Annotated in this window: 24 protein-coding genes; 13 read left to right on the plus strand and 11 right to left on the minus strand. The window is 66.0% G+C overall.

Features of this window, described 5'->3' with window-relative positions; translation table 11 throughout:
* Positions 1-44 precede the first annotated feature (44 nt).
* On the minus strand, positions 45-341 hold the full coding sequence (locus N2603_RS05980; RefSeq protein WP_018648425.1) for a co-chaperone GroES: 297 nt from the start codon (positions 339-341) through the stop codon (positions 45-47).
* 315 nt (positions 342-656) lie between these two features.
* Here N2603_RS05980 and N2603_RS05985 point away from each other — a divergent pair, with 315 nt between their 5' ends.
* Entirely contained in the window at positions 657-1,178 is a 522-nt protein-coding gene (locus tag N2603_RS05985) for a hypothetical protein (RefSeq protein WP_026312898.1), read from the plus strand.
* A 160-nt stretch (positions 1,179-1,338) separates the two neighbouring features.
* On the opposite strand, the gene N2603_RS05990 is transcribed toward N2603_RS05985, so the two are convergent.
* The gene (locus N2603_RS05990; protein ID WP_018648423.1) at positions 1,339-2,124 is read right to left on the minus strand and encodes a protein phosphatase CheZ; all 786 of its coding nucleotides are present in this window, start codon (positions 2,122-2,124) and stop codon (positions 1,339-1,341) included.
* A 316-nt stretch (positions 2,125-2,440) separates the two neighbouring features.
* Between N2603_RS05990 and N2603_RS05995 the strand changes: the two genes are divergently transcribed.
* Complete coding sequence (locus N2603_RS05995; RefSeq protein WP_260388044.1) at positions 2,441-3,241, plus strand: L,D-transpeptidase; 801 nt, start codon at positions 2,441-2,443, stop codon at positions 3,239-3,241.
* 114 nt (positions 3,242-3,355) lie between these two features.
* Here the strand turns inward: N2603_RS05995 and N2603_RS06000 are convergent, their stop codons facing one another.
* The 6 genes from N2603_RS06000 to N2603_RS06025 all read right to left on the minus strand — a co-directional run bounded on the left by N2603_RS06000 (position 3,356) and on the right by N2603_RS06025 (position 9,404).
* Complete coding sequence (locus N2603_RS06000; RefSeq protein ID WP_260388045.1) at positions 3,356-4,204, minus strand: DUF2076 domain-containing protein; 849 nt, start codon at positions 4,202-4,204, stop codon at positions 3,356-3,358.
* A 147-nt stretch (positions 4,205-4,351) separates the two neighbouring features.
* Positions 4,352-5,197, minus strand: coding sequence for a ChbG/HpnK family deacetylase (locus N2603_RS06005; protein ID WP_260388046.1), 846 nt, complete (start codon positions 5,195-5,197; stop codon positions 4,352-4,354).
* A complete protein-coding gene (locus tag N2603_RS06010; protein ID WP_260388047.1) occupies positions 5,194-6,270 on the minus strand; it encodes a glycosyltransferase family 2 protein in 1,077 nt (358 codons plus the stop codon). Before N2603_RS06010 ends, N2603_RS06005 begins: the two co-directional genes overlap by 4 nt.
* A gap of 100 nt (positions 6,271-6,370) precedes the next feature.
* Positions 6,371-7,348, minus strand: coding sequence for an ATP phosphoribosyltransferase (hisG, locus tag N2603_RS06015; RefSeq protein WP_018648418.1), 978 nt, complete (start codon positions 7,346-7,348; stop codon positions 6,371-6,373).
* 3 nt (positions 7,349-7,351) lie between these two features.
* Complete coding sequence (locus N2603_RS06020; protein ID WP_260388048.1) at positions 7,352-8,503, minus strand: ATP phosphoribosyltransferase regulatory subunit; 1,152 nt, start codon at positions 8,501-8,503, stop codon at positions 7,352-7,354.
* 145 nt (positions 8,504-8,648) lie between these two features.
* The gene (locus tag N2603_RS06025) at positions 8,649-9,404 is read right to left on the minus strand and encodes a 16S rRNA (uracil(1498)-N(3))-methyltransferase (RefSeq protein WP_260388049.1); all 756 of its coding nucleotides are present in this window, start codon (positions 9,402-9,404) and stop codon (positions 8,649-8,651) included.
* A gap of 211 nt (positions 9,405-9,615) precedes the next feature.
* Here N2603_RS06025 and N2603_RS06030 point away from each other — a divergent pair, with 211 nt between their 5' ends.
* Positions 9,616-10,275, plus strand: coding sequence for a hypothetical protein (locus N2603_RS06030; protein WP_260424156.1), 660 nt, complete (start codon positions 9,616-9,618; stop codon positions 10,273-10,275).
* Positions 10,272-11,204: a 4-hydroxybenzoate octaprenyltransferase gene (gene ubiA, locus N2603_RS06035; RefSeq protein ID WP_260388050.1), complete on the plus strand. Its 933-nt coding sequence runs from the start codon at positions 10,272-10,274 to the stop codon at positions 11,202-11,204. The genes N2603_RS06030 and ubiA overlap by 4 nt, the downstream gene beginning before the upstream one ends.
* A gap of 104 nt (positions 11,205-11,308) precedes the next feature.
* Here ubiA and N2603_RS06040 read toward each other — a convergent pair whose 3' ends face one another.
* Entirely contained in the window at positions 11,309-11,827 is a 519-nt protein-coding gene (locus N2603_RS06040) for a DUF6101 family protein (RefSeq protein ID WP_260388051.1), read from the minus strand.
* A gap of 273 nt (positions 11,828-12,100) precedes the next feature.
* Here N2603_RS06040 and N2603_RS06045 point away from each other — a divergent pair, with 273 nt between their 5' ends.
* Genes N2603_RS06045 through lpxK form a run of 6 tightly spaced genes read left to right on the plus strand, consistent with a single transcriptional unit; the run spans position 12,101 to position 17,640 of the window.
* Positions 12,101-13,504: a TldD/PmbA family protein gene (locus tag N2603_RS06045; protein ID WP_018648412.1), complete on the plus strand. Its 1,404-nt coding sequence runs from the start codon at positions 12,101-12,103 to the stop codon at positions 13,502-13,504.
* Positions 13,491-14,309, plus strand: coding sequence for a 3'(2'),5'-bisphosphate nucleotidase CysQ (locus N2603_RS06050; RefSeq protein WP_260388052.1), 819 nt, complete (start codon positions 13,491-13,493; stop codon positions 14,307-14,309). The genes N2603_RS06045 and N2603_RS06050 overlap by 14 nt, the downstream gene beginning before the upstream one ends.
* 60 nt (positions 14,310-14,369) lie before the next feature.
* Positions 14,370-14,612, plus strand: coding sequence for a DUF4170 domain-containing protein (locus N2603_RS06055; protein WP_018648410.1), 243 nt, complete (start codon positions 14,370-14,372; stop codon positions 14,610-14,612).
* Positions 14,609-15,322, plus strand: coding sequence for a lysophospholipid acyltransferase family protein (locus N2603_RS06060; protein WP_018648409.1), 714 nt, complete (start codon positions 14,609-14,611; stop codon positions 15,320-15,322). The genes N2603_RS06055 and N2603_RS06060 overlap by 4 nt, the downstream gene beginning before the upstream one ends.
* The gene (locus tag N2603_RS06065) at positions 15,285-16,631 is read left to right on the plus strand and encodes a 3-deoxy-D-manno-octulosonic acid transferase (RefSeq protein WP_260388053.1); all 1,347 of its coding nucleotides are present in this window, start codon (positions 15,285-15,287) and stop codon (positions 16,629-16,631) included. Before N2603_RS06060 ends, N2603_RS06065 begins: the two co-directional genes overlap by 38 nt.
* On the plus strand, positions 16,624-17,640 hold the full coding sequence (gene lpxK, locus N2603_RS06070) for a tetraacyldisaccharide 4'-kinase (RefSeq protein ID WP_260388054.1): 1,017 nt from the start codon (positions 16,624-16,626) through the stop codon (positions 17,638-17,640). The genes N2603_RS06065 and lpxK overlap by 8 nt, the downstream gene beginning before the upstream one ends.
* Positions 17,641-17,886: 246 nt before the next feature.
* Here lpxK and N2603_RS06075 read toward each other — a convergent pair whose 3' ends face one another.
* Complete coding sequence (locus tag N2603_RS06075) at positions 17,887-18,084, minus strand: hypothetical protein (protein WP_018648406.1); 198 nt, start codon at positions 18,082-18,084, stop codon at positions 17,887-17,889.
* Between the two features lie 550 nt (positions 18,085-18,634).
* Between N2603_RS06075 and N2603_RS06080 the strand changes: the two genes are divergently transcribed.
* Positions 18,635-18,940 (plus strand): hypothetical protein, encoded by a 306-nt coding sequence (locus N2603_RS06080; RefSeq protein ID WP_260388055.1) that lies wholly within the window; start codon positions 18,635-18,637, stop codon positions 18,938-18,940.
* A 121-nt stretch (positions 18,941-19,061) separates the two neighbouring features.
* Here the strand turns inward: N2603_RS06080 and N2603_RS06085 are convergent, their stop codons facing one another.
* On the minus strand, positions 19,062-19,283 hold the full coding sequence (locus N2603_RS06085) for a DUF2093 domain-containing protein (protein ID WP_260388056.1): 222 nt from the start codon (positions 19,281-19,283) through the stop codon (positions 19,062-19,064).
* A gap of 242 nt (positions 19,284-19,525) precedes the next feature.
* Here N2603_RS06085 and N2603_RS06090 point away from each other — a divergent pair, with 242 nt between their 5' ends.
* The gene (locus tag N2603_RS06090) at positions 19,526-20,356 is read left to right on the plus strand and encodes a dienelactone hydrolase family protein (RefSeq protein WP_260388057.1); all 831 of its coding nucleotides are present in this window, start codon (positions 19,526-19,528) and stop codon (positions 20,354-20,356) included.
* A gap of 211 nt (positions 20,357-20,567) precedes the next feature.
* Positions 20,568-20,717, plus strand: coding sequence for a hypothetical protein (locus tag N2603_RS06095; RefSeq protein WP_211407658.1), 150 nt, complete (start codon positions 20,568-20,570; stop codon positions 20,715-20,717).
* The last annotated feature ends 291 nt before the right edge of the window (positions 20,718-21,008 follow it).

Here is a 21,008-nt window from a genome sequence, read left to right on the forward strand (position 1 = left end):
GGGCACAACAGTCGCGCATTCAGCGGCTGTTCAGGCGGATGGCCTTAGGCCAGAACGCCCATGATGTCCGACTCCTTCATGATCAGGAGCTCTTCGTTGTCGATCTTGACCTCGGTGCCCGACCACTTGCCGAACAGCACGCGGTCGCCGACCTTGAGGTCGATCGGGATCAGCTTGCCGGTCTCGTCGCGGCCGCCGGGGCCGATGCCGACAACCTCGCCCTGGGACGGCTTTTCCTTGGCGGTGTCCGGAATGATAATGCCGCCCTTGGACTTTTCCTCGGCGTCGATACGTTTGACCACGACACGGTCATGCAGCGGACGAAATTTGGATTTAGCCATGACGTTTCCCTTTGGAGGCTCGCTTCGGAAGTAGTGGAAGTGGGTGGGGCGGCGCTTCCGTTCCCCCTCGTCCCGAGGATCGAACGGCGCGCTTAGCAATCGGGCTTTCCGAGTGCTAATAGTGCGCCCGGGAATATGGCTTGGCCGCGATCCTGTCAAGCAAAGGTGGTTAAGCGATTGGTGAGGCGGATATAGGATGGTGGCATTGGAAATTTGTTCGGAGCGCCGGCGTGTCAAACGACGTCATTGCTCCGGCGGCGGTTTTGCGCTTGGCTGCGGGAGGGGTGCGGCCATGGTCTTGTTCGGGGGAATGCCATGATCAGTTCAGCTCACGCGCGCACGGTCGCCAACCTGGCGGCTGCCTCTTGCCTGGCGCTGCTGCTCGGCGCCTGCGGTGGCGGCATGAGCCTGCCGTCGTTCTCTTCGTCGTCGCCGCCGCCCGAGGCGGAGCCCGGCACTGGTCCGGAAATGCCGGCGACCATCCGCGCCGACGAGATCGTCGGCCGCTGGGGCCTCGCCTCGTTCCAGAACCCGGCCGACCGCGCCCGCACCGAGGCCGCGGCTCGGTCCCAGTGCAAGAATCCTTACGTGATCACCGCCGGCTCCTCCGGCGGCGTGATCATGCATCTGGCGGACCAGGCGACGCCGCAGGAGCTGCGCCTGAAGGGCTCGCCCAGCGGCAAGAACTATATCGGCCCGGCCGGTCCCACCCCCGGCGATCAGGACCGTGAGATCGTCTCCTTCGACGGCCGCGTCCTGATCACCCGCTTCATCGACAAGGACGCCGCCACCCGCTACGGCAACATGGTCTACGTCCGCTGCGCGCCAAGGGCGTGATGGGGGTTCCGGCCTAACCACTCGTCATTGCGAGCGTAGCGAAGCAATCCAGAGTCTTTCCAGGGTGACGGTCTGGATTGCTTCGCTTCGCTCGCAATGACGGCAAACAAAAACGCCGGCCCCAGGGCCGGCGTTTTGCTTTTCCCTATGTCGCGTCCGCTCAGTCGAACAGCGCGTCGATGTCGTCCTGGGAGGCGTGGCCGACGTCGCCGGCGAGCTTGGGGCCGTTGAGGAGCTTCTCGTCCTCGCTGCGCTGGTCGACCGGCGCCGGCACATGGGCCTTGATCGCGTCGACGCCGCCCCAGATCTCCATCATCGCATTGATGTGCTGCTCGATGAACTTCATCGTGGTCATGACCTTGCTGATGCGCTGGCCGGTCAGGTCCTGGAAGTTGCAGGCTTCGAAAATCGAGATGACGCGTTCCTGGATGTCGTCGGCGAGCCGCTTCTGCTGATCGGCCGAGTCCACCTTGGACATCGCGCTGGCGGCCTGGTCGATCGACTCGGCCGCTTCGAGGATCTGCTGGGTCGCCTGCTCGGTGCCGCCGACCACCGCGCCGAGCTCGCCATTGACCTTGGCCATCTCGCCGCCGTCGAAGCTCTTGCCATGCAGGGTCGCGATCTCGCGCTTGGTGCGGTCGATGGCGTCGTGGATGAGGTCGAGCTCGACCTTCAGCTTCTCGCACTGCTCGATCTGCGCCCGATAGGTATCGAGCATGGTGCGCGCTTCGGACAGCTCATGCGCCGTCGACGCGTCGATCGCCGCCATCGCGGCGCTGCCGGTCAGCGGGGCAGCCGTGATGCCCTTTGCCATCTGGGCGCGGATCGCGCGCAGCTCGGCCATGATCTCGCTGTGCATCGGCCCTGCCTCTTCAGTTACATCTAGAATGGGCATCTCGCCACCGGCGATATCCTCGACACGAAAACGCTTGCGGTGAACAGCCATCAGGACACTCCCCCCACCTCACTCACGCGTCTTTGTAGGCAGAAGCGATTTAACACGAAGTTCACAACCGGAACTGTCGTTGCGGCCGCGCGCGACGGCGCGCAAAGAAGCGATTAACCATGCTCGCGCGGCGTTCATCGAAAATAAACGCTGATCGCCAAATTGCAGGCCCGCTCGCGACGTGGTGAATCGAAACGGCTGATACGTTTACCAAACAAAACGGCTTTTGCTTTTTATTGACCACGTCGCGGGCGCGGATCAGCCACCAGACCTGCACGACGCATGTGATCTAGACGAAACAGTACAGAGTACGTCGATGTTCAAGAAAATGTCTGTCGCGCTGCTCGGCAGCGCTTGCTCCTTCATTGCCGGCACCAGCGGCGCCGGCGCCTTCGACAACACGGTGCCGAACGATCCGCCCGCGGTGCTCTATCAGCCGCGCGTGCCGCCGGCGCCGGTGCGCGTCGCCTCCAATGCGAACATGGGCGGCGGCTTCATCGAGTTCCTGTTCGGCGACGGTCCGGGCCGCGGTCCGGCCTATGCGCCCGAGCGGCCGGTGTATCAGCAGCAGCCGGGCTATTACGACCAGCGCCGCCTGCCGCCGATGGGCGAGCCGCAGATGCAGGGTGCGTCTCTGCAGCAGGAGGCGATCGACCCGCGGCAGCGCCCGTTCGATCCGAAATTCGAGAAACAGCTTGTTGACTATAGCGGTAATGAAAGCGCCGGCACGATCGTGGTCGATACGCCAAACAAGTTCCTCTATCTCGTCGAGGGCAACGGCCGCGCGATGCGCTACGGCATCGGCGTCGGGCGTCCCGGCTTCACCTGGTCCGGCGTGAAGTCGATCACGGCCAAGCGCGAATGGCCGGACTGGACCCCGCCGGCGGAAATGATCGCGCGCCGGCCCGATCTGCCCCGGCACATGGAAGGCGGCCCGGAAAATCCGCTCGGCGCCCGCGCGATGTATCTCGGCTCCACGCTCTACCGCATCCACGGCTCCAACGAGCCCTGGACCATCGGCACCAACGTCTCCTCCGGCTGCATCCGCATGCGCAACGAAGACGTCATCGACCTCTACGGCCGCGTCAATGTCGGCACCAAGGTCGTGGTGATGTGATGCTCTCTTTACCCTCTCCCCTTGCGGGAGAAGGGAAGAGGCCTGCGCAAGAGTTGGAAAATGAAAACGGCCGCCTTTCGGGCGGCCGTTCTTGTTTGTCACGCTATCGAGCAGTTACGCGTAATCGCTGCCGCCGTCGTCGTCGCCGCCGAAATCGCTGTCGTCGGCCATGTCCACGTTGTCGTCGTGATCGTCGTCGTAGTTCTGGTCGTTGTTGTCCCGGTCGTTCGACGCTTGGTCGGCGAAGCCCTGGCGGGAGGCGTCGCCGCGGTCGCGGTTCGATCCGATGTCGTTGAGGCCAGCATCGCGCGCGAGCGAGCCGCCGGACTGGTCACTGCCGCCCCAAGGGCTTCCACCAGCGCTGCGGTCGCCGAGTGCGTTGCTGTCGCCGAAGGCCTGCTGGTGCGAGCCGCCCATCATGCCGCGGATGCTCGAGAGCAGCAGCGAGCCGCCGACGACGCCGGCCGCGGCTGCCGCCGCCGTGCCGAGGAACGAGCCGCCGCCACCGCCGACCGGCGGGGCGCCATAGCCCGGAGCTTGGCCCTGACCCGGGCCTTGGCCGTAAGCCTGTCCATAGGGAGGCGGCGCGCCATACCCCGGCTGGGACTGCTGCATCGCCTGGCCGCTGTTCCAGACCGGGCGCTGCTCACGCGGCGGCACGTTCGGAACCGAGCCGCGCGACGGGCCACCGCCAAACAGCGTGTCGCGCATGGTGTCCAGGAATCCGCCGGACTGCTGCTGCTCGGGCGCTTGGGCCGCTTCCAGTTCCTGGATGCGGTTATGGGCGCGCCTCAGCGCTTCGTCCTGCAACAACGTGGTCTGCACCAGGGCGTAGACCGCGCCGGGGGCCTTGCGCAGACCGTCGGAGATCGCGGCGGTCGCGTCGGGATCGCGCGGTGCATTTTCCAGCTTTGAAAGCCGGTCGAAAAGGTCGTCGACGAGCTGGCGTTCCTGCGGCGTCATGATCTGTCTCCTTCGCGCAAAACCAAGCGCGCAGGAGATGTAGGGTTCCAATGTGGCCCCAACAGTGCCGGCCGGATTAAATTTCGGTATGCGACAAGCTGCCTCTCAGCTGCCCCTTAGCTGCCTTTGGCCCGCTTTTCGCCGGTTTCATGCCAGTGTGACGTTGCTGTCCGCCAGCAGACGGGCGAAGGCATCGCCCTTGAGATAGGCGTGCTCGCGCTCGCGGACGTCGGTCATCGGATCGAGGCTGGTGAGGACGTCGTCGACGAAGCCGGGATGGCACATCACGAGGCCGCCGTCCGGCAGGCCTTCCAGGAACTGCCGCATCAGCGCGCCGAAATCGGCGGCGCGCGTGAAGTCGTAGGCGCCGGCGAAGCCGGGATTGAAGCCGAGGCCGGCGCCGCCGGCGCGGCGGCGGAATTGCGCGCTGAGGATGTCGAGCACCATGGCTTTGGGCGAGGCCAGCCGCTGCGCCAGCGGCAGGTTGCGGCCGCCCTGGCGCACCCAGGCCTGTGGCGCAAGCTCGGCGACCGCATCGACAAAGCCGTCGCGCACCTGCGGATAGAGCTGCACGTGCTGATGGCCGTCGACGAAATCAGGCGTGCGGCCGAAGGCGTCCACGAAGGCCGCGAGCTGCGCCTTCACCTCATTGCGAAAGAATTCGCGGTCGAGCCGCCGCGCAAGGCCGGCGCGCAGCAGCTTTGGAAACGGCATGAACATGTCGCCATCGAGCGGGCGGAAATGCATGGTGAGCGGCCGGAACGGCGCCGACAGCGTGACATGCAAGCCGATCGCGCAGCGCGGGCTTGTTTTTGCTGAAGCCTGCAGCGCCTCAGCCTCGCTGCGTTCGATCGCAGCTCCGACCATCATCACCGAAGTGGCGTTGAGGCGACCACGTTCGATCAGGTCGCGGATGGCGCGGTTGACCCCTGGGCTGATGCCGTAATCGTCGGCGCAGAGCCAGATTCGCCGCGGGCTCGCGGCGCTGCTCATTCGGCCGCCGTCCTGCTCGAGGCGTCCTGACTTGAAGCTTCCTGGCTTGAAGCGTCCTGGGCCTTGTCGGCCTCGAAATGCTTCTCGCTGTGCTCGGCGACGAAGTAGATCGGGCGCGCCTTCAGCTCGGAGAGGATCTTGCCGATATATTCGCCGACGATGCCGATCATGATGAGCTGCACGCCGCCGATCGTCATCAGGCCGACCACGAGCGAGGGATAGCCGGGCACCTGCTTGCCGGTGGTCCAGACCTCCCAGAGGATCGACAGGCCGAACAGGAAGGCGCCGCCCGCGAGCACCACGCCGAGCAGGCTGGCGAAACGCAACGGCGCCACCGAGAACGAGGTCAGGCCTTCGATGGACAGACCGAGCAATCGTGCGGCGTTGAAGGTGGTGACGCCATGGGCGCGCGGCGCCGGCTCGTAGTCGACGCGAATCTGGCGGAAGCCGATCCAGCTGGCGAGGCCCTTGAAGAAGCGGTTGCGCTCCGGCAACTGCTTGAGCGCTGCGACGGCGCGCGGCGACAGCAGCCGGAAATCGCCGGCGTCCTCGGGGATCTTCTGGCGCGCGCCCCAATTGATCAGCGCGTAGAAGCCGTGCACGGCGAGGCGGCGCAGGAAGGTCTCGTTGTCGCGATGCGCCTTGGCGGTATAGACGACGTCATAGCCGTCATCGATCCAGTGCCGCACCAGCTGCTCGACCAGGGCCGGCGGATGCTGGCCGTCGCCGTCCATGAACATCACGGCGCCGAGCCGGGCATGGTCGAGGCCGGCCATCAGCGCCGCCTCCTTGCCGAAATTGCGCGACAGCGACACCACCTGGACGCTGATCGCGTCAGCCGGCAGCGAACGGGCGATCGACAGCGTCGCGTCCGCGCTGCCGTCGTCGACATAGACGACCTCGCAAGCGAGGCGATAGCGCTCCCGCAAGGTCCTTGCGAGCTCGCAGATGCGCTGGTGCAGGGCAGCGAGGCCCGCCGCCTCGTTGTAGACGGGGACGACAATCGACAGTCCCTTCGCGGCGGAGTTGGCCGCGGTGGTCGTCAGGGCGGAAACGTCAGAGCCCAGCGTCATCGATCAAGGTTCCAGAGGGCGTTCAAGTCTTCTTGCAAGGTCATCTCAACAGCATATGGTAGCTGCCGTTTGCTGTCGCTACGCTGAACGGACCTGGGGCTCACCGCCGCAGGAACGCCTCGAGCTTGGCGAACAGCGGGTTCTCCCGGTCGAACACGTAGTCGAGCGAGACCACCGAGACGGTCTCGGCGCCATGCTCGCGCAGGAAGCTCGCCAGCGCATAGAGCTGCCCCGGAGGGCAGTGTAGCGTCAGCATGCCCGACGAGGTCGGCCCGCCGAACGGGGCCTCGACGCCGAACCGGCTGTGGGCTTCGCCGAGCAGGGCGGCGTCGCACTGCCGGAAGCGGGTGCGGACCTCGCGGTACTTGTTGGCGCGCGCCCTTGCTGCGATGTGATCGAGGATAACGCGCGCGGTTTCGCGCGCCTGCGGCGACCAGTCGGCCTCCCTGGAGGCGACCAGATTGGCCTGGCTGCGCAGGATCACGCCGTCGTCGAGCACCCGCAGGCCGTTGGCGGCCAGCGTCGCGCCCGTGGTCGTGATGTCGACGATCAGCTCCGCGCTGCCGGCCGCGGGCGCGCCTTCGGTCGCGCCCGCGCTCTCGACGATGCGGTAATCGGTGATGCCGTGGCTCTGGAAGAACGCCCGGGTGAGGTTGACGAACTTGGTCGCCACCCGCATCCGCATGTGATGCTGCTCGCGGAAGCCGGTGGTGACGTCGTCGAGATCGGCCATGGTGCGGACGTCGATCCAGGCCTGCGGCACCGCGACGACGACGTCGGCATAGCCGAAGCCGAGCCCCTCGATCAGCGAGACGCGGTTGTCGGCGTCGGCGATGTTCTCGTGCACCAGATCCTCGCCGGTGACGCCGAGATGGGCGAAGCCGCGCGACAGCTGCGATGCGATCTCGCTCGCCGAGAGATAGGCGACCTCGACATTGTCCAGCCCTGCGATGGTGCCGCGATAGTCGCGCGCGCCGCCGGCCTTCGACAGCTTGAGGCCGGCGCGGGCGAAGAAGGCTTCAGTGTTTTCCTGCAGGCGGCCCTTGGAGGGAACGGCCAGGACGAATGGCGCGCTCATGACTTAAGCTCCCACCTTGCGGCCGATCCGGTTCAGCGCGTCCACCCAGACCGAGAAGCCGACGGCGGGGATCGGCTCGCTAGATCCGAGCTGGGTCATCAGCCCGTCATAGCGGCCGCCGGCGACCAGCGGCTCGGCGCCGTTGCCGCTGTGATGCAGCTCGAATTCAAAGCCTGTGTAATAGTCGAGCCCGCGCCCGAACGCGGTCGAAAAGCGCGTCTGTTTCACGTCGATGCCGCGCGCGGCCATGAAGCCGACCCGGCTCTCGAACTGGTCGATCGCAGCATTGAGATCGAGCTTCGCGTCAGTGGTGAGCGCGCGCAGCGCGGCGACGGCGTCGTCGGGATTGCCCGCGATCGACAGGAAGCGCTTGAGCACGGCGATGGCTTCGCGCGGCAGTGCGCCGCCCTTCAGCGTCGATTGCTCGAGGAAGCGGTCGGCGATCTCGGCCGTGGTGCGGCCGCCGACATTGGTCGTGCCGGCGATCGACATCAGATCGGTGACGAAGGCGAGCGCCGCCTTGCGGTCGGAGCCGGCAAGCGCCGCCAGCACGCCCTCATATTCGCTGCGTGTCGCGGTGGCCGCGGCCGCCAGCCGCTCCAGATCCTGCTCCAGGCTGATCTTGCGGTTGAAATCCTTGACCAGGCGGCGGCGCCAGACCGGATAGAGGTTGAGCGCGTCGAGCAATGCGTTGAACAGCGCCACGTCGCCGGTGCGGATCTCGACGTCGCGGACGCCGAAGGCGGCCGTCGCCTCCAGCGCCAGCGCCAGCATCTCGGCGTCAGCTGCGGCGCGATCCTGGCGGCCGAACGATTCGATGCCGGCCTGCAGGAATTCACTGGCTTGGCCGCTGCGGTAGCGGAACACCGGTCCGAGATAGCTGAACCCGGCCGGCTGGCCGGCTCGGCCAGAAGCGAGGTAATCCCGCGCCACCGGAATGGTCAGGTCCGGGCGCAGGCAGAGCTCCTCGCCGGAGAGGTCGCTCGTCAGGTACAGGCTCTTGCGGATGTCCTCGCCGGAGAGGTCCAGGAACGGTTCGGCCGGCTGCAGAATGGCGGGCTCGGCCCTGACATAGCTGGCCTGCGCGAACGACAAGAGCAGCGTATCCGCCCAGGCGGCGGAGCCGGCAGCATTTGAGGTGGCAGTCGTGGTCATCTCAGGGGTCCATCGTCCCCGGTGGAACCGGGGCAGAGCAGGGGAGGCGAATTGGCGCAGCCCTTAGCATGGCGCGGCAGCGGTTTCGACCTCCAAAGGATCAATCGCTTAACGGCTGGGCAATGCCGGATCGGTTGGCTTCGGATCAGGCGGTCTTGCCGCCCCAGTCGCCCAGCACCGCCTGCACCAGCGCCAGCGCGGCGACGGCGGCCGTGTCGGCCCGCATGATGCGGGGGCCGAGCGCCAGCCGCAGGATGCTGGGCTGCCGCAGCAGCAGCGCCCGCTCTTCCTCGGCAAAACCGCCTTCGGGGCCGATCAGCACGTCGATACCCTGTCCGGCCTCGCGCGCGTCTTGCAGGCTCTGAATGGGGTTTTGGATGTCTGCCGCCTCATCGCAGAAGATCAGCAGCCGGTCGGCAGGGCGCTGGCTGAGGTACCGCTCCAGCGGCACCGGCTCGCTCACGGTCGCGATGCTGAGGATCCCGCATTGCTCCGCCGCCTCGACCACATTGGCGCGCATCCGCTCGGTGTTGACCCGGGAGGCCTGGGTGAATCGGGTCAGGACCGGTTGCAGGCTGGCCGCACCCATCTCGATGGCCTTCTGGACCATATAGTCGAGCCGGGCATGCTTGAGCGGGGCGAAGACATAAGTGAGGTCGGCCAGGGCGTCCTGGGGCCGCGTCTGCTGGAGGATGACGAGGCCGTCCGGCCGCTTGCGGCCTTCGATCGCTGCCTGCCACTCGCCGTCGCGGCCGTTGAAGGCCAGGACCTCGGCCCCCGCCGCCAGCCGCAGCACATTGCCGAGATAATTGCTCTGGTCGCGGTCGAGCGGGACCCTGGCGTCCTGGGCGAGGGGGGCGTCGATGAACAGGCGGGGAGCGCGAAAATCGTGGGATGGCATCGTTCAAAGGTCCAATTTGGGGCCGTTCTTAACCGAAACCAGTAGTTTTGGGGGTAAATATCGCCGAATCGGTGCGTCCCCGCGCCGCGCTATTGCCCTATTCGACGGGTTGTTAAGCGCCGGCGGGAATCGTAAAAACGCGAGCACGCTGGTTGCGCTTCAATTGGGAAGACGCCGAACCCCGTAAGCTCCTGCCGGAGAGACTGCCTTGATGATCCGTCATCTGATGGTTCCGATCACTGCCGCCATGGTCACCGTGGGTGCCGCGGGCGCCTATGCGCAAAGCGCCTTCCCTGCGTCGCTGCCGAACCAGGCCGCGAGCAGTTCGGCGTTTCCGCCCGTGAACGGCTCGGCCCCGACTGCCTCCGTCGGCACGGCGCCGCAATCCTCGTTTCCGGTGAACGGCGCTGCGCCGGTCGGCGGCGCTGGTGCTTTCAGTGCGGCCCCGCCGACGCAAGCCCCGGGTGAGGACTGCATGAAGGCCTTCGTTCCCCTGCGCGAGGAGGCGGAGAAGCGTGGCAAGGCGATCAAGGCCGCGAGCGACCGTCATGCGCCGCCGGACGAGGCCTGCAAGCTGATCCGCAATTTCAGCCAGGCTGAAATGAAGATGATCAAGTACATCGAGACCAACGCCGCCAAATGCGGAATCCCGCCGAACGTCGGCGCGCAGATGAAGGACGGCCACAAGAACACCGAGGCCATGCAGACCAAGGTCTGCAACGTCGCGCAGCAGATGCAGAACCAGCCGCGCGGTCCGGCCGGCCCGTCGCTGAGCGAGGTGCTGGGCTCGGGCTCGGCGCCCGAGGCCAATGCCGGCAAGAAGGGCGGCAGCACCTTCGATACGCTCAACGGCAACGTCCTGACCCGATGAGCGACACATCCGCCCGCGTTGCCGACTCCACCGGCAACTGGGTCGATACGCTCGCGCCGCCTTGGGCGCGGCCTTACTTGCGCGTGTCCCGCTTCGATCGTCCGATCGGCTCCTGGCTTCTCTTGATGCCATGCTGGTGGTCGGCGGCGCTCGCCGCCGGCATCGCACACGATATCAGCCGCCTGCCGCTCACCATCGTGCTGTTCTTCATCGGCGCCTTCGTGATGCGTGGCGCGGGCTGCACCTGGAACGACATCACCGACCGTGACCTCGATGCCAAGGTCGAGCGCACGCGTTCGCGGCCGCTGCCCGCGGGGCAGATCACCGTGAAGCAGGCGCTGGCCTTCATGATCGCGCAGGGCGTGATCGGTCTCGTCGTGCTGCTCCAGTTCAACCGCTTTGCCGTCGCGACCGGTATCGCCTCGCTCACGGTCGTCGCCATCTATCCTTTCATGAAGCGCATCACCTGGTGGCCGCAGGTCTTCCTCGGGCTTGCCTTCTCCTGGGGCGCGCTGATGGGCTTTGCCGTCACCCTCGGACGCATCGACCTCACTGCGCTGGTGCTCTATGCCGGGTCGATCGCCTGGGTGATCGGCTATGACACGATCTATGCGCATCAGGACGCCGAGGACGACGCGCTGATCGGCGTCAAGTCCACGGCGCGTCTGTTCGGCGCGCATACGCATCAGGCGCTGATCCTGTTCTACGGGCTTGCGGTGGTGCTGATCGGCGTCGCGCTGGCCTCAGGCGATGTGCGCTGGCCCGCCTGGCTGGGCCTTGCGGCTTTTGCCGCGCATCTCGCCTCGCAGATCGTGCGCTTGAGGATCGAGGATCCCGAGCTGTGCCTGCGCCTGTTCAAGTCGAACAAGCACGCGGGCTTGCTGCTGTTTGCGGGATTGCTCGCGGACGCCGTGATGCGGGCGGCGTAGGTCTCGTAGGGTGGGCAAAGGCGCTTTGCGCCGTGCCCACGATCTTTCTCAGACTTCGACGGAAGAGGTGGGCACGCTTTCGCTTTGCCCACCCTACGGCACCTTCAATTCCGCGCGATGATCTCGCGTTCGCCCTGATGAACCGGCAGCTCGCGCGCGATGCCGGTGCGCCGGCGCATCAGGAATTTCGGACGGCGGGTGCGGATTGCGTTGGCGCGGCGGCGGCGGGCTGCGGGCTTGCGCGCGCCTTCGTCGAGCTGCGGAAGCGCGAAGATCTCGCTCCAGATCGCCCAGGCCTCGGTAAGCTCATTGGCTTCGGCGCCGACCAGCAGCGGAACGGAGAGCGAGGGATCGCGATGGACGAGGACGAGCGCCTGCGCCTCGTCATTGCCGCGCAGCGCGACGCCGGTGAAATCGCTGACGCGGACGTTGATCGCCATCTGCATGCCGCGGACGGCACGGCGCAGCACGACACGCTCGCGATGAAGCTCGATTTGCCTCGTGTATCCGTCGGCGCGCGGATCATGCGCGTCGAAGCGGACCGGAAGGGAAAGGGGGTCGAGCCGCAAGCTGCGGCTCGACCCGGCGGGAGCGACCCCGCATGTTGATGTTTGACGCCTCACGGCTTTCGTTCTCCCCGCCGGGATTATGTTCCCGGTCGATGCGAGGACCTTAGCGCGGCCGTTGCCGAAACCGCTTAAAAAGGCTGGTTAACCCAGCGTCACTACGGCTCATGATTGACAAGACCTTGGCGCGCATGATTGACGAGACGTTGCGCCGGAAGAGCGAATCTGAGCTTTTTGGGGGGCGAAAATGCTTGAAGTCCGCACCATTTGGGCACATCTGGTGGGTTCGGTCGTTCCGAGCCCGAACCCCGCCCCAACAGGATTTCGTTTGTGAACCCTTCACCAAGCTCGACGCTTTCGCCCCAGGATTCTTCCAAGGCCAATCGCGACCTGTTCGATCAGTCCGCGCTGTCCGATCTCGCACAGCGGCTGGTGGAGGCGGCCAAACGCGCAGGCGCCGATGCGGCCGATGCGGTCGCGGTGCGCGGCGTCTCGCAAGGGGTCGAGGTGCGCGACGGCCGCGTCGAAGAATCCGAGCGGTCCGAGGGCGACGATGTCGGCCTGCGCGTGCTGGTCGGCCAGCGTCAGGCGGTGGTCTCGACCAACGACGTCAGCGGCGATGCCGTGACCAAGCTCGCCGAACGCGCGGTGGCGATGGCGAAGGTTGCGCCCGACGACAAATATGTCGGCCTCGCCGATCCCGCGCTGCTCGCGCGCGACTTCCCCGATCTCGATCTGCTCGATCCCGACGTGCCCGCAACCAGCGAGCTCGAGCGCCGTGCGCTCGCCGCTGAAGCTGCCGCACTCGCGGTGAAGGGAGTGACAAAATCCGGCGGCGCCTCGGCCTCCGCCGGCATGGGCGGCATGGTGCTCGTCACCTCGACCGGCTTCCACGGCTCCTATCTGCGCTCCAGCCAGGGCATCTCGGCCACCGCGATTGCCGGCGAAGGCACCGGCATGGAGCGCGACTACGATTTCACCTCCGCGCCGCACGGCGCCGATCTGCTGTCGCCGGAAACCGTCGGCCGCTCCGCCGGCGAGCGTACCGTGGCGCGCTACAATCCGCGCAAGGTCGAGACCTGCAAGGTGCCCGTCGTGTTCGACCCGCGCGTCGCGGGCTCGCTGGTCGGCCACGTCGTCGGTGCCATCAACGGCGCCTCGATCGCGCGCAAGACCAGCTTCCTCAAGGACAAGCTCGGGCAGCAGCTGTTCGCCAAGAACATCCGCATCATCGATGATCCCCTGCGCAAGCGCGGCCTGCGCTCGCAGACTTTCGATGCCGAAGGCGTCGCGGTGAAGAAGACCGCCCTCGTCGACGAAGGCGTGCTGACGACCTGGCTGCTCGATTGCGCCACCGCGCGCGAGCTTGGCCTTGCCACCACCGGCCACGCCCATCGCGGCGTCTCGTCCTCGCCCTCGCCGGGGCCGTACAATCTGCACCTCGAACCCGGCACGCCGAGCCCGGCCGAATTGATCGCCGATATCAAGCAGGGCTTTTACGTCACCGACCTGATCGGCTCCGGCGTCAACGGCGTCACCGGCGATTACAGCCGCGGCGCCTCCGGCTTCTGGATCGAGAACGGCGAGATCACCTATCCCGTCAGCGAGGTCACGATCGCCGGCCATCTGTTCGAGATCTTCAAGTCGATGCAGCCGGCGAACAATCTCGAATTCCGCTACGGCATCAATGCGCCGACGGTGCGCATCGAGGGTTTGACGCTTGGCGGACGCTGACGCGAACTCCCTCGACGAAACCATCCTGACCCGCGACGCGGCGCTGCTGAAAGACACGGTGCGGGAGGCGGGTGCGCTCGCGCAGTCGATGTTCCGTACCGAGCTGAAGAAGTGGATCAAGGGCGCGTCCTCGCCGGTCTCAGAGGCCGACATCGCCGTCAACGATTTGCTCGAGGCGCGGCTGCGCGCCGCCACGCCGGACTATGGCTGGCTCTCCGAGGAGGGCGCCGACGATGCCACGCGGCTGTCGCGGCGGCTGACATGGGTGGTCGATCCCATCGACGGCACGCGCAACTACCTCAACGGCCATGACGAATGGTGCGTCAGCGTCGCGCTGGTCGAGGACACCGCGCCCGTTCTCGCCGCGGTGTTCGCACCGGCCAGCGACGAGTTCTTCTTTGCGGTCCGAGGGCAAGGCACGACGCTCAACGGCACCGCCGTGCGGGCTACTGCCGGATCCGAGCTCGACTTCTCGCGCGTCGCCGGGCCCAAACCCCTGGTCGAGCGCCTGAAGCCGTCACTCGGTGACATCAAGCTGCACCCGCGAATCGGCTCGCTCGCGCTCCGGCTCTGCCGGGTCGCCCATGGCGCGCTGGATGCGGCTTTTGCGGGCGGCAACAGCCATGATTGGGACCTTGCGGCGGCCGATTTGATCGTGCAGGAAGCGGATGGTAGGATGAGCGACCTCTCCGGAGATCCCATCCTCTATAACCGCCGGGAAGTGGCGCACGGGGTGCTGGTGGCAGCGGGACGCGATCGTCATGCGAGCATTGTCGCGCATTTTCGAAACCGTCCCTTGCCCTGAAGCGCTTTCGCGTGCCTGTCGACCACTGCTTTGCCGGGCAGCCCGTTAGAAAGAGAACCCATGCCAGATAGTGCCCCGCAACAACTGCTTCACCTCGTCATCGGCGGAGAGCTCGTCGATCTCGAGCACAACACCTTCAAGAACCTGGACGACGTCGAGATCGTCGGCCTCTATCCGAACTACGCGACGGCGCACGCTGCCTGGCGGGCCAAGGCCCAGAGCACGGTCGACAATGCGCAGATGCGCTATTTCATCGTCCATCTCCACCGCCTGCTCGACCCGAATCAAGAACCGGCGCGTTGAAAAAACTGCTTCGCAATACGCTGCGAAGCAGCTTCGTTCAGCGTGCCGTCGGGGTCCTGGCGGCCGAATATCTGCGCTTTGTCTGGCGGACCAACAAGTTCACGTTCGATCCGCCCGATGTCTATGACATCGTCGAGCCGCAGATCCCGGCGATCTTCGCCTTCTGGCACGGCCAGCACTTCCTCACCCCCTTCATCAAGAACAAGGACTGGTACAAGGCCAGGGTCCTGATCTCCCGGCATCGCGACGGCGAATTCAATGCCATCGCCGCCGAGCGGCTCGGTATCGGCACCATCCGTGGTTCCGGGGATCACGGCGGGGCCTTTCATCGCAAGGGCGGGGTCGGCGCCTTCAAGGAAATGGTGCGGACGCTCCAGGACGGTTGTAATGTCGCGCTGACCGCCGATGTCCCCAAGCGCTCCCGCGTGGCCGGGCTCGGCATCATCATGCTGGCACGGGAATCGGGACGGCCGATCATGCCTTTCGCGATGGCGACCAGCCGCTTCATCCGGCTCAAGAACTGGGACCGCACCACCATCAATTTGCCATTCGGGCGGGGCGCATTGGTCGGCATCAAGGAAATCCACGTTCCCGCAGATGCCGACGCCGCGATGATGGAAGCGCTGCGGCTGGAGTTGGAGGAGACGCTGAACGAGGCGACCCGGCGCGCCTATGCGCAGCTCGGCCGCCCGGGACCGGAAGATGCCTAAATCGCTGCCCATTGCGCTGCCCATCACGCTGCGGATGTATCGGCGCCTGGCCTCGGGCCTGGTGCCGCTCGCGCCTGCACTGATCAAGCGGCGCTTGAAGCAGGGCAAGGAGGACCCCGCGCGGGTCGGCGAGCGGCGCGGCCTGTCCCGCGACGTCCGGCCGCACGGCCCCTTGGTCTGGATCCACGGCGCCAGCGTCGGCGAGGTGCTGGCTGCGGCTGCCCTGATCGAGCGCCTGCGCGATCTCAATTTGCGCATCCTGCTCACCTCGGGCACGGTCACCTCGGCGGCGGTCGTCGCAAAGCGCTTTCCGCCCGACGTCATCCATCAATACGTGCCGTATGATTCCCCGCGCTATGTCGCGCGCTTCCTCGACCACTGGAAGCCGTCGCTGGCGCTGTTCATCGAATCCGACCTGTGGCCGAATTTGATCCTGGCGGGCGCCGCACGGCGGGTGCCGATGGTGCTGATCAACGGGCGGATGTCGCCGCGCTCCTTCCCGCGCTGGCGCCGCATGCACGGCACCATCTCGGCGCTGCTGTCGCGGTTCGATATTTGCCTGGCGCAGTCCAGGACCGATGCGGAGCGCTTCTCCGCGCTCGGCGGCCGCGACGTCGTCACCACGGGCAATCTCAAGCTCGACGTGCCGGCGCCGCCGGCCGATCACGCAAAACTCGAACGGCTGATGGCGATGACGCGCGGGCGGCCGATCATCGTCGCCGCCTCGACCCATCCGGGCGAGGACGAGATGCTGATCGCGGCGCATCGCAGCCTGGTCGGCTTCTTCCCGCAGCTTCTGACCGTGATCGTGCCGCGGCATCCCGATCGCGGCTCCTCGATTGCAGGCCTCGTCACGGCGTCCGGCCTCAAGCCCGCCTTGCACTCGCGCGAGGAGCTGCCGACGGCCGCGACCGACGTCTACGTCGCCGACACCATGGGCGAGCTCGGCCTGTTCTATCGCCTCTCGCCGATCGTGTTCATGGGCGGATCGCTGATCCGCCACGGCGGCCAGAACCCGATCGAGGCGATCAAGTTAGGGGCGGCGATCGTCCACGGCCCGCACGTCTTCAACTTCACCGACGTCTACGAGGCGCTCGATGCGAGCGGCGGCGCGCGCCAGGCCGATACGCCGGAAGCGCTGGTCAAGCAGCTCGGCCAGCTGCTGGCCGATCCGACGTTGCGCGACAAGATGCAGCAGGCAGGTGCCGGCGTCGTCGAGCAGCTCGGCGGCGCGCTCAACCGCACCATGACCGCGCTCGAGCCCTATCTGCTGCAATTGCGGATCGAGATGGGGGCCGCCAATGCGTGAGCCGGCCTTCTGGTACCGGCCACGTTCCCTTCAATCGCATGCGCTTTGGCCGCTCGGTGCGCTCTACGGCGCGATCACCGAACGGCGCATGCTGCGCGAGGGCTTCGACGCCGGCATCCCCGTGATCTGCGTTGGCAATTACCATGTCGGCGGCGCCGGCAAGACGCCGACCGTGCTGGCGCTGACCAGGCTCTTGCGCGAGCTCGGCGAGAGCCCGGTGGTGCTGAGCCGCGGCTATGGCGGGCGCCTGAAGGGCCCTGTCATGGTCGACCGCGAGCGCCACACCGCAACTGACGTCGGCGACGAGCCCTTGATGATGGCGCGCGACGTTCCCGTCACCGTCGCGCGCGACCGCCTCGATGGTGTGGCGCTGGCGAAGTCGCGAGGCGCCACCGTGATCCTGATGGACGACGGTTTCCAGAACCCGAGCCTTTTGAAGGATGCTTCGCTCATCGTGATCGACAGCGAGCGCGGCCTCGGCAACGGCGCGGTGTTTCCCGCCGGCCCCCTGCGTGCGCCGCTGCAGGCGCAGCTCGCGCGCACCGACGCGCTGGTGCTGATCGGGGATGGCCGTGCCGCCAACGATGTCGCGGCCGAGCTCGCCAAGCGCAACAAGCCCGAGCTGCGCGCGCGGTTGAAGCCGGATGCGGCCTCGCTCGCGCAGCTCCTCGGCAAACGCGTTTTCGCCTTCGCCGGTATCGGCGATCCCGCGCGCTTCTTTCGCACATTGCGGGCAAGTGGGATCGATGTCGCGCGCGCGCGCCGCTTCGACGATCATCATATGTATTCGCGCGAGGAGCTCGTCGCACTCGCGGAGGAAGCACAGCGCGAGCAGTTGACGCTGGTGACGACGGAAAAGGATCTTGCGCGCCTGCATGGCAGCGAAGGCGTGCCTGCCGGCATCGTGCCGTTCGCCGTCCAGCTCGAATTCGACGATCCAGGGAAGCTGCGTCAGTTGATCAGCGATCACCTCTACAAGGCGCGCGAGCGCAGGTTCTCCAGACGCTGATCTCGTAGGGTGGGAAAAGCCAAGCGTGCCCACCATCAGAACCCGTAGGGTCGGTTAGCCCCGGGCTACGCGAAGCGCAGTCCCATGCTCACCACGCCCCAACGAGCATCATTCCGACGATGGTCAGGCACGAGACGCAGGTCACCATGACGGTATAGCATTCGGGTGTGTTCATCGCGGCCTCGCAAAACTGTTGCCAATTGCTTGGTCACTGCCACGCGGGAGAGATTGCCGGTCTTGGCCGCTTCAATGCGGCGCGCTGCGGCCGGTCTTGCGGTGTGCCGCCGTCCTCTCGTCGTCACTCTGATCCGAGAGAAGATAGTCCGCTTCGAGTGCTTCAAAGCGTTCAGCTGCGATCAGAAGCTGCTTGCGCATTTCGGCGAGGCGGGCGCGGCAATATTCGCGATAGAGCAAGTCCAGTATGATGGGCATGATCACCCCCATCGATTGACTTTGAATTTACAGATATTCCACCGCGAGGTGATCGTAGCCCGTCAGGTGGCTCTTCGATATGAGCCCGTTCACAGACTGCGCCAATTCCAAAGCTCGACGGCCGTTTGGTTGACCTGATTGTCTGTGCGATAAAAAGTACAGGGCTAATTACCTAGCACGGAGATTAGCAGCCTTCTGTTTCAGCAAGACTTCGTCAAACAACTTAAGGACGCCGGACCGAGACGAAAAATCCAACCACAAAGCGAAATGACTTACCTCGGAGTGCAAGCACGATTCGATGCAACGCGGATCGCCACGATGAGGATCATGTCGCGGTGTGCAGGTCGGTAGGTCCCGTAGGGTGGGTTAGCCTTGCGACCGCGCGAAGCGCGGTTGCCAGGCGTAACCCACCAGGTTCGTCCCGCATTCGCTGATGCATGGTGGGTTACGCCAGCGGACTGCGCTTCGCGCAGCCGCGAGCTAACCCACCCTACGGCAGTTCGCCATTCAGCCGGCATTCATCGCAAAACCCCTATCGATCTCATACGATCAGGAGAGTTCGATGAAACTGCCGTCCGCCGCCGTCGCCGCCAGCCTTTTGTGTCTGATTGTTGCGCCTGTGTTTGCGCAGACGACGACGCCGTCCGCCGCTCCCACCACCGTGCCGGTTCCTGCGGCCAAGCGCGTCACCTGTCTTGCTTCGACGCAAAACCTGAAGGGACAGGACAAGCGCGACCAGATGCAGCTGTGCATGGCGCAGGCGCGGGTCGATTGCCTGAAGCAGGCGATCGATCAGAAGGTCGTCGGTGAACCCAGGAAGAGTTTCATCAAGACGTGCGTAGGCGGAGATGGTCCAGAGCCGCAATAGCAGAACGATGCCACAAGCGCGGTATCGTAGGGTGGGCAAAGCGAAGCGTGCCCACGTTGGTTGTCGCGGTCTTGGAGAGACGGTGGGCACGGCGCTGCGCGCCTTTGCCCACCCTACGGGATCACACTTTCAGCGCGCCGGGAAAATGCCGCTGCAATACCGCGGCGGGCGTGGCGTAGGCCTCCTGCAGATCGACGCTCCAGTACTTCAATTCGTCGAGCGGGATCCGCGTGTCGGTGATGGCGCAGCGCACGAAGGTCCCCGGCGAGATCACGCGGAAATCGCCGTCGAGATATTGCACCTGCGCTTCGCCATGGCCGGAAGAGCCGAACTTGTTCAGCACGGTCGAAAGTCTCCGTGGAAGGCCCGTAAGGGCACGATGTGTTGGACGGGATGTAGCATAGATAGGGTGGCTTGTCCGCCCGTTAAACCCACCGGTTTGTGATGTTTTGCCGCCGTTTCCGCGTGGTAGTGCTCCGGGCGAAGGATCGCAGCATGATCCGGAAAAGTGCGGAGCGGTTTCCCGAAAAGATCATGCTCAAAAAAAGGGCCGCTCGCGGCCGGCACCTGATACGGCAGAGTCCGATGCGCCTTCGACTGATCGCCCTGTTCCTGATGCTCCTGGTACCGGCCGCACACGCGGCGCCGGCACCCGTGCCGCATCAGGTCGAGATTCCGCTCGCCTCGGGAATCCTGCATGCGCAGCTCTACAAGCCCGAGGGCGACGGGCCGTTTCCGACCGTGATCGCGCTGCATGGCTGCGGCGGCCTCGGCGGCCATTCCGATCCCGTGCTGCCGCGCTATCGCGACTGGGCCGAGCGCCTGCTCAGGGACGGTAATGCCGTGCTGCTGCCGGACAGCTACGGCTCGCGCGAGCTCGGGCCGCAGTGCCGCGTCAAGGAGAGTCACGTCAAGGCGCGGCGCGAGCGTGTCGCCGACATCGCGGCCTCGCGCGCCTGGCTGATGAAGCAGGCCTGGGTCGCGCGCGACCGCATCAGCCTGATGGGCTGGGCCAACGGCGCCAGCGCGCTGCTCTGGGCCGTGCGCCCGCAGAGCACGGCGCGCGATCAGGGTCCGGATTTCCGAGCCGCGATCGCGTTCTATCCGGATTGCCGGATCTCGGCGGGTTTGGGCTGGAGCGCGCGGGTGCCGACGCTGCTGCTGATCGGCGGCAATGACGACGTGTCGTCGCCGCCGGCCTGCCGCCAGATGGTGGACGGCGCGCATGGCCGCAGCGCGCTCGCGCGCATCGTGGTCTATCCCGGCGCCTATCACGATTTCGACCGCGCCAACACGCCGCTGCACGCGGCCAGCGGCAGCAGCGACGCCGCCGCGCCCGAGCATGGCCACCTCGGCACGGATGCCGACGCGCGCGCGGAGTCGCAGAAGGAAGTCGCGCAATGGCTGGCGCGGTAGCCCGGACGAAGCGGACTTGTCCCGCCGTAGCTCGATAGAGCGAAGGCGGAAGCGGGGCCGCCCGGGGAACAACATCACGCGGACAGCCCCGCATCGACCACCGCCCTGCACGGAAAATGGCCGACCGTGAATCTACGGATCGCGCATGGCCGCGGTTTCAGTACGTGGCCGCGCCATCATTCGACCACGATGTCGATTAAACGCATCTCACATGCGCAACCGCATCACACTCTTCGCCTCCGCCCTGATCGTCTTCACCGTCGCGATCTTCCTGTACGAAGCCCACGCCGGCGCACCCATGCTGGCGCCGGAGCATTGCGGCTTCTGGACCACGATCGACGCGGGATTGTCCTGCCGCTGAAGCTTACCCTGCTAGTCCCGTCACCCTGAGGTGCTCGCCTCTTCGGCGAGCCTCGAAGGGCGACGGCCCGGCTGCATCCCGGCCGTACATCCTTCGAGGCTCACCTTGCGATGCGCTTGCATCGCAAGCCTCGCACCTCAGGATGACGGAGCTCGGCGGGTTACGCGCTGCTTCCACATCGTCATTGCGAGCGCAGCGAAGCAATCCAGAATCTTTCCGCGGATGGATTCTGGATTGCTTCGTCGCAAGGCCTCCTCGCAATGACGGGGATAGAGCGCCGCCCTCGCGCAC

The sequence above is a fragment of the Bradyrhizobium huanghuaihaiense genome (assembly GCF_025200885.1).
In the GTDB taxonomy this organism is placed as follows: Bacteria; Pseudomonadota; Alphaproteobacteria; order Rhizobiales; family Xanthobacteraceae; genus Bradyrhizobium; species Bradyrhizobium huanghuaihaiense.

Coding starts and splice junctions, on each gene's coding strand:
- N2603_RS05980 (WP_018648425.1), bottom strand. CDS start 341: ATGGCTAAATCCAAATTTCGTCCGCTGCATGACCGTGTCGTGGTCAAA.
- N2603_RS05985 (WP_026312898.1), top strand. CDS start 657: ATGATCAGTTCAGCTCACGCGCGCACGGTCGCCAACCTGGCGGCTGCC.
- N2603_RS05990 (WP_018648423.1), bottom strand. CDS start 2,124: ATGGCTGTTCACCGCAAGCGTTTTCGTGTCGAGGATATCGCCGGTGGC.
- N2603_RS05995 (WP_260388044.1), top strand. CDS start 2,441: ATGTTCAAGAAAATGTCTGTCGCGCTGCTCGGCAGCGCTTGCTCCTTC.
- N2603_RS06000 (WP_260388045.1), bottom strand. CDS start 4,204: ATGACGCCGCAGGAACGCCAGCTCGTCGACGACCTTTTCGACCGGCTT.
- N2603_RS06005 (WP_260388046.1), bottom strand. CDS start 5,197: ATGAGCAGCGCCGCGAGCCCGCGGCGAATCTGGCTCTGCGCCGACGAT.
- N2603_RS06010 (WP_260388047.1), bottom strand. CDS start 6,270: ATGACGCTGGGCTCTGACGTTTCCGCCCTGACGACCACCGCGGCCAAC.
- hisG (WP_018648418.1), bottom strand. CDS start 7,348: ATGAGCGCGCCATTCGTCCTGGCCGTTCCCTCCAAGGGCCGCCTGCAG.
- N2603_RS06020 (WP_260388048.1), bottom strand. CDS start 8,503: ATGACCACGACTGCCACCTCAAATGCTGCCGGCTCCGCCGCCTGGGCG.
- N2603_RS06025 (WP_260388049.1), bottom strand. CDS start 9,404: ATGCCATCCCACGATTTTCGCGCTCCCCGCCTGTTCATCGACGCCCCC.
- N2603_RS06030 (WP_260424156.1), top strand. CDS start 9,616: ATGATCCGTCATCTGATGGTTCCGATCACTGCCGCCATGGTCACCGTG.
- ubiA (WP_260388050.1), top strand. CDS start 10,272: ATGAGCGACACATCCGCCCGCGTTGCCGACTCCACCGGCAACTGGGTC.
- N2603_RS06055 (WP_018648410.1), top strand. CDS start 14,370: ATGCCAGATAGTGCCCCGCAACAACTGCTTCACCTCGTCATCGGCGGA.
- N2603_RS06065 (WP_260388053.1), top strand. CDS start 15,285: ATGCGCAGCTCGGCCGCCCGGGACCGGAAGATGCCTAAATCGCTGCCC.
- lpxK (WP_260388054.1), top strand. CDS start 16,624: ATGCGTGAGCCGGCCTTCTGGTACCGGCCACGTTCCCTTCAATCGCAT.
- N2603_RS06075 (WP_018648406.1), bottom strand. CDS start 18,084: ATGGGGGTGATCATGCCCATCATACTGGACTTGCTCTATCGCGAATAT.
- N2603_RS06080 (WP_260388055.1), top strand. CDS start 18,635: ATGAAACTGCCGTCCGCCGCCGTCGCCGCCAGCCTTTTGTGTCTGATT.
- N2603_RS06090 (WP_260388057.1), top strand. CDS start 19,526: ATGCGCCTTCGACTGATCGCCCTGTTCCTGATGCTCCTGGTACCGGCC.
- N2603_RS06095 (WP_211407658.1), top strand. CDS start 20,568: ATGCGCAACCGCATCACACTCTTCGCCTCCGCCCTGATCGTCTTCACC.